This window comes from Duganella sp. BJB1802 (assembly GCF_013369445.1).
In the GTDB taxonomy this organism is placed as follows: Bacteria; Pseudomonadota; Gammaproteobacteria; order Burkholderiales; family Burkholderiaceae_D; genus Rugamonas; species Rugamonas vulcania_A.
This window is the reverse complement of the sequence record NZ_JABWEF010000006.1, coordinates 141,881-156,094: the sequence shown is the minus strand read 5'-3', so window position 1 is coordinate 156,094 and position 14,214 is coordinate 141,881. Positions and strand designations below refer to the sequence as shown.

Annotated in this window: 14 protein-coding genes; 1 reads left to right on the top strand and 13 read right to left on the bottom strand. The window is 63.9% G+C overall.

Annotated elements, in window-relative coordinates; translation table 11 throughout:
• Positions 1-165 precede the first annotated feature (165 nt).
• On the top strand, positions 166-1,653 hold the full coding sequence (locus tag HUX88_RS11880) for a S41 family peptidase (RefSeq protein WP_176361908.1): 1,488 nt from the start codon (positions 166-168) through the stop codon (positions 1,651-1,653).
• On the opposite strand, the gene HUX88_RS11875 is transcribed toward HUX88_RS11880, so the two are convergent.
• The 13 genes from HUX88_RS11875 to HUX88_RS11815 form a co-directional block, all read right to left on the bottom strand.
• Positions 1,650-2,246, bottom strand: a complete 597-nt coding sequence (locus HUX88_RS11875; protein ID WP_117013366.1) for a MarC family protein — start codon at positions 2,244-2,246, stop codon at positions 1,650-1,652. The genes HUX88_RS11880 and HUX88_RS11875 overlap by 4 nt on opposite strands.
• Before the next feature lie 69 nt (positions 2,247-2,315).
• A complete protein-coding gene (locus tag HUX88_RS32230) occupies positions 2,316-2,996 on the bottom strand; it encodes a choice-of-anchor E domain-containing protein (protein WP_117013365.1) in 681 nt (226 codons plus the stop codon).
• A gap of 54 nt (positions 2,997-3,050) precedes the next feature.
• Positions 3,051-3,704, bottom strand: a complete 654-nt coding sequence (locus HUX88_RS11865) for a choice-of-anchor E domain-containing protein (RefSeq protein WP_117013364.1) — start codon at positions 3,702-3,704, stop codon at positions 3,051-3,053.
• 236 nt (positions 3,705-3,940) lie between these two features.
• The gene (locus tag HUX88_RS11860) at positions 3,941-4,489 is read right to left on the bottom strand and encodes a phosphoribosyltransferase (protein ID WP_176361907.1); all 549 of its coding nucleotides are present in this window, start codon (positions 4,487-4,489) and stop codon (positions 3,941-3,943) included.
• 23 nt (positions 4,490-4,512) lie between these two features.
• A complete protein-coding gene (locus tag HUX88_RS11855) occupies positions 4,513-5,823 on the bottom strand; it encodes an adenylosuccinate synthase (RefSeq protein WP_176361906.1) in 1,311 nt (436 codons plus the stop codon).
• Positions 5,824-5,827: 4 nt separating this feature from the next.
• On the bottom strand, positions 5,828-6,988 hold the full coding sequence (locus HUX88_RS11850; RefSeq protein WP_117013361.1) for an ATP phosphoribosyltransferase regulatory subunit: 1,161 nt from the start codon (positions 6,986-6,988) through the stop codon (positions 5,828-5,830).
• A gap of 153 nt (positions 6,989-7,141) precedes the next feature.
• Positions 7,142-8,053, bottom strand: coding sequence for a protease modulator HflC (hflC, locus tag HUX88_RS11845; protein WP_176361905.1), 912 nt, complete (start codon positions 8,051-8,053; stop codon positions 7,142-7,144).
• The gene (hflK, locus tag HUX88_RS11840) at positions 8,053-9,348 is read right to left on the bottom strand and encodes an FtsH protease activity modulator HflK (protein WP_229219302.1); all 1,296 of its coding nucleotides are present in this window, start codon (positions 9,346-9,348) and stop codon (positions 8,053-8,055) included. The genes hflC and hflK overlap by 1 nt, the downstream gene beginning before the upstream one ends.
• Positions 9,349-9,365: 17 nt before the next feature.
• Complete coding sequence (hflX, locus tag HUX88_RS11835) at positions 9,366-10,550, bottom strand: GTPase HflX (protein ID WP_117013358.1); 1,185 nt, start codon at positions 10,548-10,550, stop codon at positions 9,366-9,368.
• Between the two features lie 48 nt (positions 10,551-10,598).
• The gene (gene hfq / locus HUX88_RS11830) at positions 10,599-10,835 is read right to left on the bottom strand and encodes an RNA chaperone Hfq (RefSeq protein WP_117013357.1); all 237 of its coding nucleotides are present in this window, start codon (positions 10,833-10,835) and stop codon (positions 10,599-10,601) included.
• Positions 10,836-11,018: 183 nt separating this feature from the next.
• Complete coding sequence (der, locus tag HUX88_RS11825; protein WP_117013356.1) at positions 11,019-12,365, bottom strand: ribosome biogenesis GTPase Der; 1,347 nt, start codon at positions 12,363-12,365, stop codon at positions 11,019-11,021.
• Positions 12,366-12,368: 3 nt separating this feature from the next.
• Positions 12,369-13,505 carry an outer membrane protein assembly factor BamB gene (gene bamB, locus HUX88_RS11820; RefSeq protein WP_176361903.1) on the bottom strand — a complete coding sequence of 379 codons (1,137 nt, stop codon included), beginning with the start codon at positions 13,503-13,505 and terminating at the stop codon, positions 12,369-12,371.
• 47 nt (positions 13,506-13,552) lie between these two features.
• Complete coding sequence (locus HUX88_RS11815) at positions 13,553-14,206, bottom strand: tetratricopeptide repeat protein (RefSeq protein WP_176361902.1); 654 nt, start codon at positions 14,204-14,206, stop codon at positions 13,553-13,555.
• Positions 14,207-14,214 lie beyond the last annotated feature (8 nt).

Below are 14,214 nucleotides of genomic sequence, written 5' to 3'. Positions count from 1 at the left end.
CGGTTACATTACGATCAAAAAGAAAACCGGCTACGTTTCCAAGGCATGTAACCGGTTACATTTGATAGCGCAAAGTCTACTCGTCCTTTGTCGAGCCTGTAAAGCGATTTTTGCAATATTGCCCAGTGATGTTAAGATTGGTATTTTTGCAACCGGATTCCGCAGATGAAGACTTTGTTGGCCACCGCCCTGCTGTTGACCGCATCCACCGGCGCTTGCGCCTTCGAGCGCAAGGACTGGCTGGACGACTATGCGGCGTTGAAGACGGCGCTGGAGCAGCGCTACGCCAACCTGGCGTGGTTTGCCTCGCCCCAGGGCGGCGTGGACCTGCCGGCGCTCGACAAGCGCACCCGCCGCCTGCTGGAAACCGCCGAGGACGAATCCATGGCCAAGGCCGCGCTGTCGGCTTTCGTCAGCGGCTTCCATGACGGCCACTTCTCCACCGCCGGTTCCGTGCTGCAGCCGAAGATCGCACAGCCGCTGACGCTGCCCAAGGTCGACTACTCCCGCCTGAACGCGACGCAGGCCTGCGCCGCGCTGGGTTACGGGCCGGCGCGCGGCGCGGCGTTCTCGCTGCCGTTCGAGAGTCTGCCGGGCGCCGTGCTGGAGGCCGACGGCCTGACGCGCGCCTTCCGTTCAGGCGTGGTCGCGGCGCCGGACGGCACGCGGATCGGCGTGGTACGCATCGCCCGCTTCCGCCCGCAGGACGCCTCCCCCGCCGCCTGCGAGCAGGCATGGTCGGAGCGGCAGGCCAAGGGGGAGATGAGCGAGGCCGATGTAAAACCGGTCAAGCAGGCCGCCAACGCGGCCTGGCTGCGCACGCTGGCGGCGCAGCTGCGGCACTTCCAGGAGCAGAAAGTGGCGGCGGTGATCGTCGATGTCGGCAACAACCCCGGCGGCAACGATACCGGCGACTGGGCGGTGCGCCTGTTCACCGGACGCGATGTGCATTCCGCCCGCATGATGATGAGCGCCGCGCCGCTGGCGTCCATGTATTTCGACGAACAGCTGGACGGCCTGCGCCAGGCGCAGAAGGAACAGGACCCGACACCCGAGGCGCAGGCCATGCTGGAGCAGTCGATCGCCGCGTTCGAGGCGCGCAAGGCCGGCATCGCGGCGCGCGGCTGCGACCTGTCGTGGGCGTGGAGCGAGCAGCGGCCATGGCAGCCCAACGGCTGCAGCCGCCTGATCGACGCCGGCTACGCCAGCGGCCAGGCCAGCCATCTGCCGCCCAAGGCGTTCGGCAACCTGAAGATCGCCTCCAGCATCTACTGGGCGGCCGAGGTGGATGATCTGCGCGGCGCCTGGAACGGACCGGTGTACGTGCTGACCGACGGCGGCACGGGATCGTCGGCGGAGATGTTCTCCGCGCTGATGCAGGACGCGGCCGGCGCGCGCATCGTCGGCCGGGCCAGCGCCGGCGACGGCTGCGGCTTCATGGCAGACGCGCCGCCGGTGGTGCTGCCGCATTCGCGCCTGCGCTACCGCATGCCCAACTGCGTGCGCCTGCGGGTCGACGGCGGCAACGAGGTGGCCGGCGTCACGCCCGACCTGCCCGTCCTGCCGGCCGAAGGCGAAAACGACCGCGAACGCGCCTGGCGACTGCTGGACACGGTGGCGGCCGACCTGCGCGCGCGCGGCGCCAAGCCTTAGAGCGTCTTGACGAACTCGCGTATGCCGCCCAGCAGCATCTCGATCGACATCGCGGTCAGGATCAGGCCCATCAGGCGCTCGAAGGCGGTCATCACCTGAGGGCCCAGTACTTTCTGCAGGCGCTCGGCGCTGAGGAACACCGCCAGCCACACCACGCCCACGGCCGCCAGCGCGGCCACGTGGACCAGCACCTCGCCGGTGCTCTCGCGCGAGAACAACAGCACCGTGGCCAGCGCCGACGGTCCGGCCAGCGCGGGGATCGCCAGCGGCACGATGAAGGGCTCGCCGCCTTCGGTGCGGCCCAATACGCCGTCCGGGTGCGGGAAGATCATGCGGATCGAGATCAGCAGCAGGATCACGCTGCCGCCGATGCGCAGCGACACTTCCGACAACTGCAGCGCGGTGAGGAAGTGGCGGCCGAAGAACATGAACACCAGCAGCAGCACGAAGGCGATCGCGCACTCGCGGATGACGATGCGCGAGCGGCGCGCCACCGGCACCGGGTTGAGCACGCTGGCGAACAGCGGCACGTTGCCGAACGGGTCGGTCACCAGCAGCAGCAGGATGAAGGTCTGGAAAAAATTCTGGGTCATGGCATCTCGGGGTTGAAAACAAAAAACGGGAGCCGAAGCTCCCGTTTGCAGTGTACCACCGGATACAGCTTAGGCCGATTTGCGGCGGCGTGCCACCACACCCATCAGGCCCAGGCCGGCCAGCAGCATGGCGTAGGTTTCCGGTTCCGGCACTGGCTGCGCATAGGTGTAGGTCACATTGGCGTAGCCGTTGAAAGCGGTCACGCTCAGCGACTTGGTATTGCCCGACGTGCCATTGAAGGACGAGGTAGCGGTGCCAGCCAGGTTGGCGTGAACGGCGCCTGCGCCGGAGAACAGCGACAGCGTGCCAGCATCCGAAAATACTGCCGAATTGCTGAACAGCTTGGCGCCAGGAGCGAAAGTCGCGCCCGACAGGCCGCCGTAGTTGGCATTGCCGTCATATGCAGCTTCGACGAAGGTGTTGCTCACCGAACCTTGCAATACAACCAGCGTGCCGGTCGCTGCACTCAACACCAGTTTTTCGCTGGCGACTGCGTCGATCGTCGAGCCCGAGCTGGTGCTCAGGTTTTCCACCTTCAGCGTCGGCGTGAAGGAGCTGAACAGCTCAACTTTCACCGATTGCAGGGTGCCCAGCGTGGTATCGAACTTGGTCAGGTCCAGCACGCCGTTAGCGCCCTTGGCGTTGGCGACGGTGTTGGAATTAACGGTGACGGTATGGGTGGCTGCGTGGGCAGCGGCAACGCCGCTGAATGCCGCGATGGCGACGAGGGTCTTAGTCAGTTTTTTCATGTTCTATCCGTAGTATGGTCCGGTTTTTCGGCAAGCGTATCGTGATCGGGCAGCTCAGGCCTTGCGCGACTTGCGCTTGGCGGCGACGCCTACCAGGGCCAGACCGGCCAGCAGCATGCCGTAGGTTTCTGGTTCAGGTACTGGAGCGGCGTTATAGGTGTAGGTGACCTTGCCGTAGCCGCCAACTTTAGTCAGGAAGTCCGATTCGACGCCATCGCCGTTGGCCTGGGTGAATGCCTTGGCCGCAAACAGCGTAGCAACGTTGCCGTTGCCGGTGAACAGCGACAGATCGCCGGCGCCGTTGTAGCTGGCGCTGTTCGACAGCGTGTAGGCGTTGCTCAGGGTGAGAGTGCCGTTGCCGTCGATGGTCGCATCCTGGTTCAGCAGCGGGGCCGAAAACAGGACCAGGGTGCTGTGGTCCGGACGGTTCAGCCAGACGTTCACGCTCAGGCTGACCGGAACGGTAATTGCGGCGTCATTGTAATTGGTCAGGTCGACCTTGCCGGATACGTCGGCGAACAGATCGAACTTGACGGAGGTCAGGGTACCCAGCGAAGCGTTGAACTGTGCGAAATTGAGCTCGGCGGCCAGGTCGGTCTGGGTGCTGGCGACGACATTGCTGGTGAAGGTTTGGGTTGCTGCCGATGCGGTGGCGGAAACGAGGCAGCCGGCCACGAAGAGAGCTTGTGCAATTTTATTCAGATTCATAAATGTTCCAATTCAGATTATTTTTTGACAGGGAAATTTTCTTGCCCAGCTCAATGACGTGGCGTGACTTCCAAACTTGGAGTGATCATAACACAAAATGTCCTATTTGCATTTCTTTTTGCACATGTAAGAGGACTTATTTGCAACTTTAATTGCTCAAAAGTATTTATTCGTTGTCCATGGGAGACAAATAAAAAAGCGGCCAATGGCCGCTTTTCCGTAGAGCAACAAACGGCTTAGTTGCCGCCCTCGCCCTTCTTGATCCAGGCCGCCAGCTGGTGCGGGCGCAGGCCGTCGTAGTCCTCGAACGGCTGGTGGATCCATGGATTGTGCGGCAGTTCTTCCATCTGGTAGTCCGGCTTGAACACCGAGCTGCCCTTGGTCCAGATCACCGCCGAACGCACTTCGGTCACGCCTTCGAAGTTGTCCTTCAGGTGCTTCATCACCTTGACCAGCGTGACGCCCGAATCGGCCAGGTCGTCGACCAGCAGGATGCGGCCGCTCAGCGGGCCCTTGGTCATCGTCATGTATTTGGCGATGTCCAGGTCGCCGCGCACGGTGCCGGCTTCCTCGCGGTACGAGCTGGTCGACAGGATCGCCAGCGGCACGTCGAAGATGCGCGAGAACACGTCGCCGGGACGCACGCCGCCGCGCGCCAGGCACAGCACCTGGTCGAACTTCCAGCCCGACTCGTGCACCTTGAGCGCGAGGCGCTCGATCAGGCGGTGGTATTCATCCCAGGTGACCCAGAGGTGTTTTTCGTTGCTTTGTGGGGTCGTCGTCATGTCTGATTCCTTTTGTTACTCTGTTACTCGAATGGATGACGCAGCACGATCGTTTCTTCACGATCCGGGCCGGTCGATACCATGTCGACCGGCACGCCGACCAACTCTTCGATACGTTTGATGTAAGCGCGGGCGGTGGCCGGCAGCGCCGCCAGCGACTTGGCGCCCACGGTGCTTTCGGTCCAACCCGGCATTTCCTCGTACACCGGCACGCAACGGGCGGCCTCTTCGGCGCCGGACGGGAAGATGTCCACGGCCACGCCGTCGATGGTGTAGCCGGTGCACAGCTTCAGCGATTCCAGGCCGTCCAGGACGTCCAGCTTGGTCAGGCACATGCCCGTCACGCCGTTGATCTGCACCGAACGGCGCAGCAGCGCCGCGTCGAACCAGCCGCAGCGGCGGGCGCGGCCCGTCACGGTGCCGAATTCGTGGCCCACTTGCGCCAGGTGATGGCCGACGCCGGCATCGGTAGGCAGTTCCGAAGGGAACGGGCCGGAGCCGACGCGGGTGGTGTAGGCCTTGGTGATGCCCATGATGTAGTGCAGCATGTTCGGACCGACGCCGGCGCCGGCGGCGGCATTGCCGGCCACGCAGTTCGACGAGGTGACGAACGGATAGGTGCCGTGGTCGACGTCCAGCAGCGAGCCTTGCGCGCCTTCGAACAGCAAGTTGGCGCCGGCCTTGTGCGCGGCGTACAGCGCGCTCGACACGTCGGTGACCATCGGACGCAGGCGCGGCACGTAGGCCAGCGCGTCTTCCAGCGTCTTCTGATAGTCGACCTTGGGCGCCTTCAGGTAGTGCTCCAGCACGAAGTTGTGGTAGTCCAGGTTCTCGGCCAGTTTTTCGGCGAAGCGCTTTTCGTTCAGCAGGTCGGCGACGCGGATCGCGCGGCGCGCGACCTTGTCTTCGTAGGCCGGGCCGATGCCCTTGCCGGTGGTGCCGATCTTGGCTTCGCCGCGCTTGGCTTCACGGGCCAGGTCCAGCGCCGAGTGGTAAGGCAGGATCACCGGCGCGGCGTCCGACACCTTCAGGCGCGACGCGACTTCGACGCCGACTTTTTCCAGCTTGTCGATCTCGCGCAGCACGTCCGGCACCGACACCACCACACCGTTGCCGATGTAGCAGGCCACGCCCGGGCGCATGATGCCCGACGGGATCAGCTGCAGCGCGGTCTTGACGCCGCCGATGACCAGCGTGTGGCCGGCGTTGTGGCCGCCCTGGAAGCGGACCACACCTTGTGCATGATCGGTCAACCAGTCGACGATCTTGCCTTTACCTTCATCGCCCCATTGGGTACCGATGACGACGACGTTTTTTGCGTTTTTCTTTGACATCACACTAACCTAAGTTTTTAAGAATCCAGTTGCTACCATTATCGTCGAGTACCAGAGCGCGGTCGCACTCGAACTCGTCCAGCTCGTTGCTGTGACCCGGCAAACTTTGGATCACGACTTCGCCGGACTTGCGCAGTTCGGCGATTTTTTCCTTCAACTCCGGCGCATTGCCCCACGGCGCGCGGATCGAATGCTTGCGCTCCGCGGTCGGCAACAGGCGCGCCAGTTCGCGCAGGTCGAGCGAGAAGCCGGTGGCGGGACGCGCCCGGCCGAAGGCCTCGCCTACGTGATCGTAACGGCCGCCGCGCGCCACCGCGTTCGGCAGGCCCGGCACGTACAGCGCGAACATCGCGCCGCTTTCGTACTGGTAGCCGCGCAGGTCGGCCAGGTCGATCGCGACTTCGGCGCGGTCGATGGCGGACGCCGCCAGCGCGGCCAGCTCGGCCAGCGCCTTGGCGATGCCCGGCAGGTCCGGCAGCACTTCGCGTGCGCGCTTCAATACTTCAACGTCGCCGTACAGGTTCGGCAGCGCCAGCAGCGCGTCGCGCACGGCCGGCGAGTAATCTTGTGTCAGCGCCTGCAGGCCGGGCACGTCCTTGGCGCGCAGCAGCAGGTAGAGCTGGGCTTCATCCTTCCTGGCGGCGTCGTCGCATTCAAGGATGGCGCGCAGCACGCCGACGTGCGTCAGGTCCAGCCGCACTTCGGTGAAGCCGGCCAGGGCCAGCGAGGCCAGCGCCAGTTCCTGGATCTCGGCGTCCGCCTCCAGGCCGGCGTGGCCGTAGATCTCGGCGCCGATCTGCAGCGGCTCGCGGGTGGCGTGCAGGCCCGACGGACGGGTATGCAGCACGCTGCCGGCGTAGCACAGGCGGGTGACCGAGGCGCGGTTCAGCAGGTGGGCGTCGATGCGCGCCACCTGGATTGTCATGTCGGCGCGCAGGCCGAGCATGCGGCCCGACAGCTGGTCCACCAGTTTGAAGGTGCGCAGATCGGTGTCCTGGCCGGCGCCGGTCAGCAGCGACTCCAGGTACTCCAGCAGCGGCGGCATCACCAGTTCATATCCGTACAGACGGAAATTATCCAGCATCAGACGACGCAACTCTTCGATCTTGCGCGCTTCCGACGGCAAAACGTCGGCGATATTCTCAGGCAAAAGCCAATTCGGCATGGGGAGGCAGTTTAAAAATGAACAATGTGGCGCACGCGCCGAGGCCCGTGAAGCGGAAGGCCGAACCTGATATTTTACGCGAAAATGCGTTGCGGGAGGGGAAAAAGATACGGGAGCAGCCATTCCCGCCCCGGGCGGAAATGGCTATACAACTTATTTTTTGGCGGGGGCGGCGGCAGGACCGGCGGCGCCGGAGCTCTTGAAGTACTTGAAGAAGTCCGAGCTCGAATCCATCACCATCACGTCGCCGTGGTTCTTGAAGGTTTCGCGGTAGGCCTGCAGGCTGCGGTAGAACTTGTAGAACTCCGGGTTCTTGCCGAACGCTTCGGCGTAGATCGCCGAGGCCTTGGCGTCGCCCTCGCCGCGGATCTGCTCGGCGTCGCGGTAGGCCTCGGCCAGGATCACGGCGCGCTGGCGGTCGGCGTCGGCGCGGATCTTCTCGGATTCGGCGTTGCCGGTCGACCGCAGCTCGTTGGCCACGCGGGTGCGCTCGGCCTTCATGCGCTCGTACACCGAGTTGTTGATCTGCTCGACATACTCCACGCGCTTGAGGCGCACGTCGATGATCTCGACGCCGATCTGGGCCGATTCCGCCACCACCTTGGAGCGGATCGATTCCATCACCTTGCCGCGCTGGCCGGAGATCACCTCGCCCACGGTGCGCTTGGTGATTTCCTCGTTCAGCGCCGCCTTGACGATCTGCGACATGCGGTCGCGGGCGCGGCCCTCGTCGCCGCCGAAGGTCACGTAGTACAGCTTGGGCTGGTTCTCGGCGCGGCCGATGCGCCACTTGACGAAGCTGTCGACCAGGATGTTCATCTTCTCGGCCGTGATGAAGCGCTCGGCGTCCGGCGTCTCGATGGTCATGATGCGGTTGTCGAGGTAGACCACGTTCTGGAACGGCGGCGGCAGCTTGAAGTGCAGGCCCGGCTCGCGTATCACTTCCTTGATCTGGCCCAGCGCGAACACGATGGCGTACCGGCGCTGGTCGACCACGAACATGGTGGACGACAGCAGCAGGAACGCGACGAAGGCCGCAATGAGGGTACTGGCTATGCGGTTCATTAACGACCCTCCCGTTCACGTAAGGCATCGCGGGCGCGCGAATCGCGCTGGCGACTGACTTCCACCTGCGGCATCACTTCGGCCGGCAGCGCGGACGACGGCGAGGCGGCGGCCTGCGCGGCGGCGCGGGCCGCGGCGGCGGCGCTGTCGGTGGCCGCGGCCTGGGCGATCAATTTATCCAGCGGCAGGTACAGCAGGTTGCTGCCGGACTTGGCGTCGACCATCACCTTGCTGGCGCTGGAGAAGATCTGCTGCATGGTTTCCAGGTACATGCGGTCGCGCGTGACGCCCGGCGCCTTCTGGTACTCGGCCAACACCTGCTTGAAGCGCGAGGCGTTGCCGGTGGCGTTCTCGGTGATCATGGAGCGATAGCCTTCGGCCTCCTCCAGCAGGCGCGAGGCGCTGCCGCGCGCGCGCGGGATCACGTCGTTGGCGTAGGCCTGGCCTTCGTTCTTCTGGCGCTCGCGGTCCTGCCCCGCCCTGACGGCGTCGTCGAAGGCGATCTGCACCTGCTCCGGCGGCTGCACCGCCTGCAGGGTCACGTTCGAGATCAGCACGCCGGAGGCGTAGCGGTCGAGGATGTGCTGCATCAGCTGCTGGGTTTCGAGGGCGACCTTGTCGCGGCCCTCGTACAGCACGAAGTCCATCTTGTTCTTGCCGACGATTTCGCGGATCGAGGTCTCTGCCACCTGGCGCACGGTTTCCTCTTCGTCGCGATTGTTCATCAGCCAGGCCACAGGGTCCTTGAGCTTGAACTGCACGGCGAACTGGATGTCGATGATGTTCTCGTCATCGGTGAGCATCAGCGATTCGCGCGCCTGCTTGTTCTTGAGGTCCTTGCGGTAGCCGATTTCCACCATACGCATCTGCGAGACCTTGACGGTTTCGTCGCTCTGGAACGGATACGGCCAGCGCCAGTTAAAACCGGAACCGGTGATGTGGCTGACCTTGCCGAAGGTGTAGACCACGCCGGTCTGGCCTTCCTGCACGATGAACGAGCCGCTGGCGAGCCAGATCAGCGCGATCACCGCGCCGATCGCGCCGGCGGTGGCGCGCATGCCGGCCAGGTCGGGACGACCGCCACCATTGCCGCCGCTGCCGCCGCCATTACCGTCGGGACGGTTCTTCTGGCCGAAGAAGCTGTTCAGGCGCTGGTTGAAATCGCGCCACAGCTGCTCCATGTCGGGCGGCCCTTCGCCGGGCTTCTTGCCTTCATTGGCTTGCGGCTTGCGGTCCTGCTTGTCCGAGCCCCAGCGGGGATCGTTCAGCGACAGCTTCAAGCCGAGACGTTTCATAAGTGACGAGACACGCATTAGTGTGATCCGACATGAGTAAGGGTGGGACTGCTATCCGGCTCCGCTGCTTCTTCGCCTGCTTCTTCGTCGGTTTCCCCGCCGGTGTCATAGGCCTGGTTGAGCCGGGCACCCGGCGCGCTCTTGGCCCATTCGACGATGGCGCCGCGCAGAAGGTCCAGTCCTTGACCGGTGCGCGCGCTGAGGAAAACGCGGGAAATCTTATCATATTCATCCCGCTCGACCGAGGGCTCCAGCCCTGCGGCGTCGATCTTGTTCCACACCAGGATCTGCGGGATGTGATCGGCGCCGATTTCCTTGAGCACCAGGTTGACCTGCTCGATCTGCTCCATGCGCACCGGCGACGAGGCGTCGACGACGTGCAGCAGCAGGTCGGCGTGGATGGTCTCCTCCAGCGTGGCGCGGAACGCCGCCACCAGTTGGTGCGGCAGCTCGCGCACGAAACCGACCGTGTCCGAGATCACCACGTTGCCCACTTCCTGGCCCATGTAGACGCGGCGCGAGGTGGTGTCCAGCGTGGCGAACAATTGATCGGCGACATAAACCCCGGCCTTGGTGACGGCGTTGAACAACGTCGACTTGCCGGCATTGGTATAGCCGACCAGCGACACCGAGAACGTCTGGCTGCGGCCGCGCGAACGGCGCTGGGTTTCATGCTGCTTGCGCAGCTTGTCCAGGCGCGCGCGCAGGGCCTTGACCCGCTCGCCGATCAGCCGGCGGTCGGTCTCGAGCTGGGTTTCGCCGGGGCCGCGCAAACCGATACCGCCCTTTTGACGCTCGAGGTGGGTCCAGCCGCGGATCAGGCGCGTGGCCAGATGCTGCAGCTGAGCCAACTCCACCTGCAGCTTGCCCTCGTGGGAGGCGGCGCGCTGGGCGAAGATGTCGAGTATCAGGCTGGTACGGTCGAGCACCCGGATGTTCAGGCGCTTTTCCAGGTTGCGCTGCTGGGCAGGCGACAAGGCGTGATTGAAGATGACGATTTCGATGCCGTGATCCTGCACGGCAAGGCCGATCTCGTCGGCCTTGCCGCTGCCGACGAAATAGGCGGCGTCCGGTGAGGAACGCTTGGCCGTGATCGTCGTCACCGGTTCCGCACCTGCCGAGCGGGCCAGCAGGTTCAGTTCCTCGACGCTGGCGGCGAAGTCGCCTTGACCGAAATCGATACCGACTAGGGCTGCGCGCATACGACGGTCAAGGCTGGGTGAGTTGAAAAGAAGCGGTGTTGCAAGCGCTTATTCCGCGTCGGATTCAATGTTGAGGTTGACGGCGCGTGCCGGTACCACGGTGGAGATGGCGTGCTTATAGACCATCTGGGTCACGGTGTTACGCAGCAGTACGACGTACTGGTCGAACGATTCGATATGGCCCTGCAGCTTGATGCCGTTGACCAGGTAGATCGAGACAGGAACATGCTCTTTGCGCAAGGCATTGAGGAATGGGTCTTGTAACAGTTGCCCTTTGTTGCTCATAACAGCTCCATTTTATGTTGTTGTGTTGGAATTGGAGGCGAAACGCTTAATTTCAAGTACGTGGCCCAGCGAAAGTCAAACAATTTTCGCTGAAACACCGTTCGCCAAGCCGGGAATGGTGCTTCTAAGCCACTGTAACCTGTTTTTGCCTTTTTTGCAGGGCGCACCTGCAAAAAAAACCGCTTATTTCGACTGTGTTTTTGCGAATGGATTTTTACCGGTGCGCAGTTCGATGCGCAGCGGCGTGCCCACCAGCTGGAAGGTGTCGCGGAAATGCTTTTCCAGATAGCGCTTGTACGGCTCGCCGACCGCGTCCAGGGCGTTGCCGTGGATGACGATCACCGGCGGATTCATGCCGCCCTGGTGCGCGTAGCGCAGCTTCGGACGGATCGAACCCTTGCGGCGCGGCTCCTGCTTCTCCACGGCCTCGATCAGGGCGCGGGTCAGCTTCGGCGTCGACAGGTTGCACATGGCGGCGGCGTAGGCCGCGTCCACCGACTTCATCAGCGGGCCGATGCCCTGCGACTTCAGCGCCGAGATGAAGTGCATCTTGGCGAAGGACAGGAAGTCCAGCTTGCGGTCGATGTCGATCTTGATCTCGTCGCGCTCGTCGCTGCGCAGGCCGTCCCACTTGTTGACGGCGATGACCAGCGCGCGGCCGGTCTCCAGCACGAAGCCGGCGATGTGGGCGTCCTGCTCGGAGATGTCCTGCTGCGCGTCGAGCATCAGCACGACCACGTTCGCTTCCGAGATCGATTGCAGCGTCTTGACGACCGAGAATTTCTCGATCGCCTCGAACACCTTGCCGCGACGGCGGATGCCGGCGGTGTCGATCAGCGTGTACTGCTTGCCTTCGCGCTCGAACGGAATCTCGATCGAGTCGCGGGTGGTGCCCGGCATGTCGAAGGCGATCACGCGCTCTTCGCCCACCAGGGTGTTGATCAGGGTGGACTTGCCGACGTTCGGACGGCCGACCAGCGCGATCTTGATGCCGTGGTCGGTCTTTTCCAGTTCTTCCGGATCTTCCGGCCGCTGGGCGAAGGCCAGGTCCAGCGCCTCCTCCACCAGGTCGGCGACGCCGTCGCCGTGGGCCGAGGAGATCGAGTACGGCTCGCCCAGTCCCAGCTCGTAGAAGTCGGCGACGACGGCGGTGTAGCGCATGCCTTCCGACTTGTTCACGACCAGCATGACCGGACGGCCGCTTTTACGCAGGAAGTCGGTAATGGTTTTGTCATGCGGCGTCAGGCCCTGGCGGCCGTCGACCAGGAAGACGACGATGTCGGCTTCGGCCACGGCCTGCTTGGTCTGCAGCGCCATCTGATGCATGATGCCTTCCTTGGCGACCGGCTCGAAGCCGCCCGTGTCGATGACGAGGAAGGGACGTTCGCCGACACGGCCCTCGCCATAGTGACGATCTCGCGTCAACCCAGGCAAGTCCGCCACCAGCGCGTCGCGCGAGCGGGTCAGACGATTGAACAAGGTCGATTTCCCTACATTGGGTCGACCCACTAGTGCGATTACCGGCTTCATTTTTTACTCGACCGCGAGAGCGGTCACTGTCCCTGATTGGGTTTGGAAAATCAAATTCGTGCCGGCGATGACAGGATCCGATTGAATCGGGCTGCCATCGGTCGCGGCGCGACCTATAAGTGCGCCATCTTCCCGCGAGAGCAGATGGACGTAACCCTGGTAGTCGCCGACGGCCACTGCGCGGCCGTAGGAGACTGGCGTCGACAGGCGGCGGTAGGCCAGCTTGTCGTTCTTCCAGGCGTTGCTGCCGTTTTCACGGCTGTAGGCTGCAACTTCGCCTTTGTCGTCGGAGACGAATACAAAACGCTGGTCCACCGCCACGCCGACGTCGGACGAAGCGGGCTTGCTCCAGTGCGGCGCGCCGGTCAGGGCGTCGAAGCAGGCCACGCGGCCCTGGTAGGACACGGCGCAGACATCTTTTTCCATGATCACCGGCGTGCCGGCGATGTCGGTGACGCGTTCCAGCTCGGTGGCGCCGCGCGGTTCGCCGACCACCACTTCAAAGCGCTGCAGGCCGGTGGCCAGGGTCAGCGACAGCAGCTTGCCGCCCGGCTGGGCCACGTACACATTGGGGCCGTTGACGACCATGCCCGGCGCGTTGCGCAGGGTCAGGGCCGGCGTCACGCGCGGCACGGTCCAGCGTTTGACGCCGGTCTTGGCTTCGTACGCGGTGATCTGGTTGTCGACGCTGCGCACCACCACCACGCCGCCGCCCACCACCGGCGACGACAGCACTTCGCTGGTCGCCTGGGCCTTCCACAGCGGCTTGCCGTTGGCGTCGAACGCCAGGATGGTGCCCTTGACGCCACCGACCACGATCACTTCGCCGTCGCTGCCGACACCGGCCGTGAGGTCGGAGCCGGTCTTGACGCGCCATTGCTCCTTGCCGGTGGCCACGTTCAGGCGCGCCAGCGCGCCGTCGGCGTCGGCCACGTACAGGCTGTCGCCCACCAGCGCAGGCGTGAAGACGGCGGTGCCGGCCTTGCCGATCGAGTATTTCCAGACCGTCTTGGGCGTGGTGCCGCCCTTCAGTTCCACCAGCGGCGCCGGCTGGTTCTTGGTATCTTTGGACGAGAACAAGGAACAACCGGCCAACATCGCAAACACGCTTGCAGCAATAACTTTTTCGGTAATACGCATTTTTTAACCTTGATCTGGAGGCGCCGGCAGCGGCCGGCGCCGATGAATTACGCTGCGTCCTTGGCGGCCGGCACGGAGCCGCCGATGGCTTCCAGTTTCAGCTGGATCAGCTGGCGGCCAGGGTTCTTCTTGTCGGTCGCTTCCAGCGCGGCCTGGTAGGCGGCGCGGGCTTCGGTCAGCTTGTTCTGCGCGGCCAGCACGTCGCCCTTGCGGTCGGCCACCGAACCGGCGAACTGCGGCGCGACTTCGCCGGCCAGCACCTTCAGCGCTTCGTCATAGGCTTTCTCGTCCAGCAGCAGGCCGGCCAGGCGCACCTTGGCCACGGCCTTGAACTCGTCGCCGCCGTGTTCCACCGCCCATTGCAGCTGGGCCTTGGCCGATTTCACGTCGTTCGCTTCGAAGCTGCTCTTGGCCGCCGTCAGTGCGCTCATCGAGGCGTAGGCGGTGCCGCCGAATTTGCTCTCCATATCGCCGGCGGCGCGCAGCACCTTGGCGTTGTCCTTCGCTTCCACCGCCGATTGCAGCTCGTCGTACAGCGCCGACGCTTGCGCGGCCTGGTTGGCCTGGTATTTATTCCAGCCGACGAAACCCGAATACGCGGCCAGGCCGGCAATCAGCACCCACGAGGTCAGGTTGCCGTATTTGTCCCACCACGCCTTGAGGGTCGCGATTTGTTCTTGTTCTTCGAGATCGTATGCCATGTCAGTTC

Coding starts and splice junctions, on each gene's coding strand:
- bamB (WP_176361903.1), bottom strand. CDS start 13,505: ATGCGTATTACCGAAAAAGTTATTGCTGCAAGCGTGTTTGCGATGTTG.
- HUX88_RS11860 (WP_176361907.1), bottom strand. CDS start 4,489: ATGACGACGACCCCACAAAGCAACGAAAAACACCTCTGGGTCACCTGG.
- hflX (WP_117013358.1), bottom strand. CDS start 10,550: ATGCGCGCAGCCCTAGTCGGTATCGATTTCGGTCAAGGCGACTTCGCC.
- HUX88_RS11815 (WP_176361902.1), bottom strand. CDS start 14,206: ATGGCATACGATCTCGAAGAACAAGAACAAATCGCGACCCTCAAGGCG.
- hflK (WP_229219302.1), bottom strand. CDS start 9,348: ATGAAACGTCTCGGCTTGAAGCTGTCGCTGAACGATCCCCGCTGGGGC.
- der (WP_117013356.1), bottom strand. CDS start 12,365: ATGAAGCCGGTAATCGCACTAGTGGGTCGACCCAATGTAGGGAAATCG.
- HUX88_RS11875 (WP_117013366.1), bottom strand. CDS start 2,246: ATGACCCAGAATTTTTTCCAGACCTTCATCCTGCTGCTGCTGGTGACC.
- HUX88_RS11850 (WP_117013361.1), bottom strand. CDS start 6,988: ATGCCGAATTGGCTTTTGCCTGAGAATATCGCCGACGTTTTGCCGTCG.
- HUX88_RS11865 (WP_117013364.1), bottom strand. CDS start 3,704: ATGAATCTGAATAAAATTGCACAAGCTCTCTTCGTGGCCGGCTGCCTC.
- HUX88_RS32230 (WP_117013365.1), bottom strand. CDS start 2,996: ATGAAAAAACTGACTAAGACCCTCGTCGCCATCGCGGCATTCAGCGGC.
- HUX88_RS11880 (WP_176361908.1), top strand. CDS start 166: ATGAAGACTTTGTTGGCCACCGCCCTGCTGTTGACCGCATCCACCGGC.
- HUX88_RS11855 (WP_176361906.1), bottom strand. CDS start 5,823: ATGTCAAAGAAAAACGCAAAAAACGTCGTCGTCATCGGTACCCAATGG.
- hflC (WP_176361905.1), bottom strand. CDS start 8,053: ATGAACCGCATAGCCAGTACCCTCATTGCGGCCTTCGTCGCGTTCCTG.
- hfq (WP_117013357.1), bottom strand. CDS start 10,835: ATGAGCAACAAAGGGCAACTGTTACAAGACCCATTCCTCAATGCCTTG.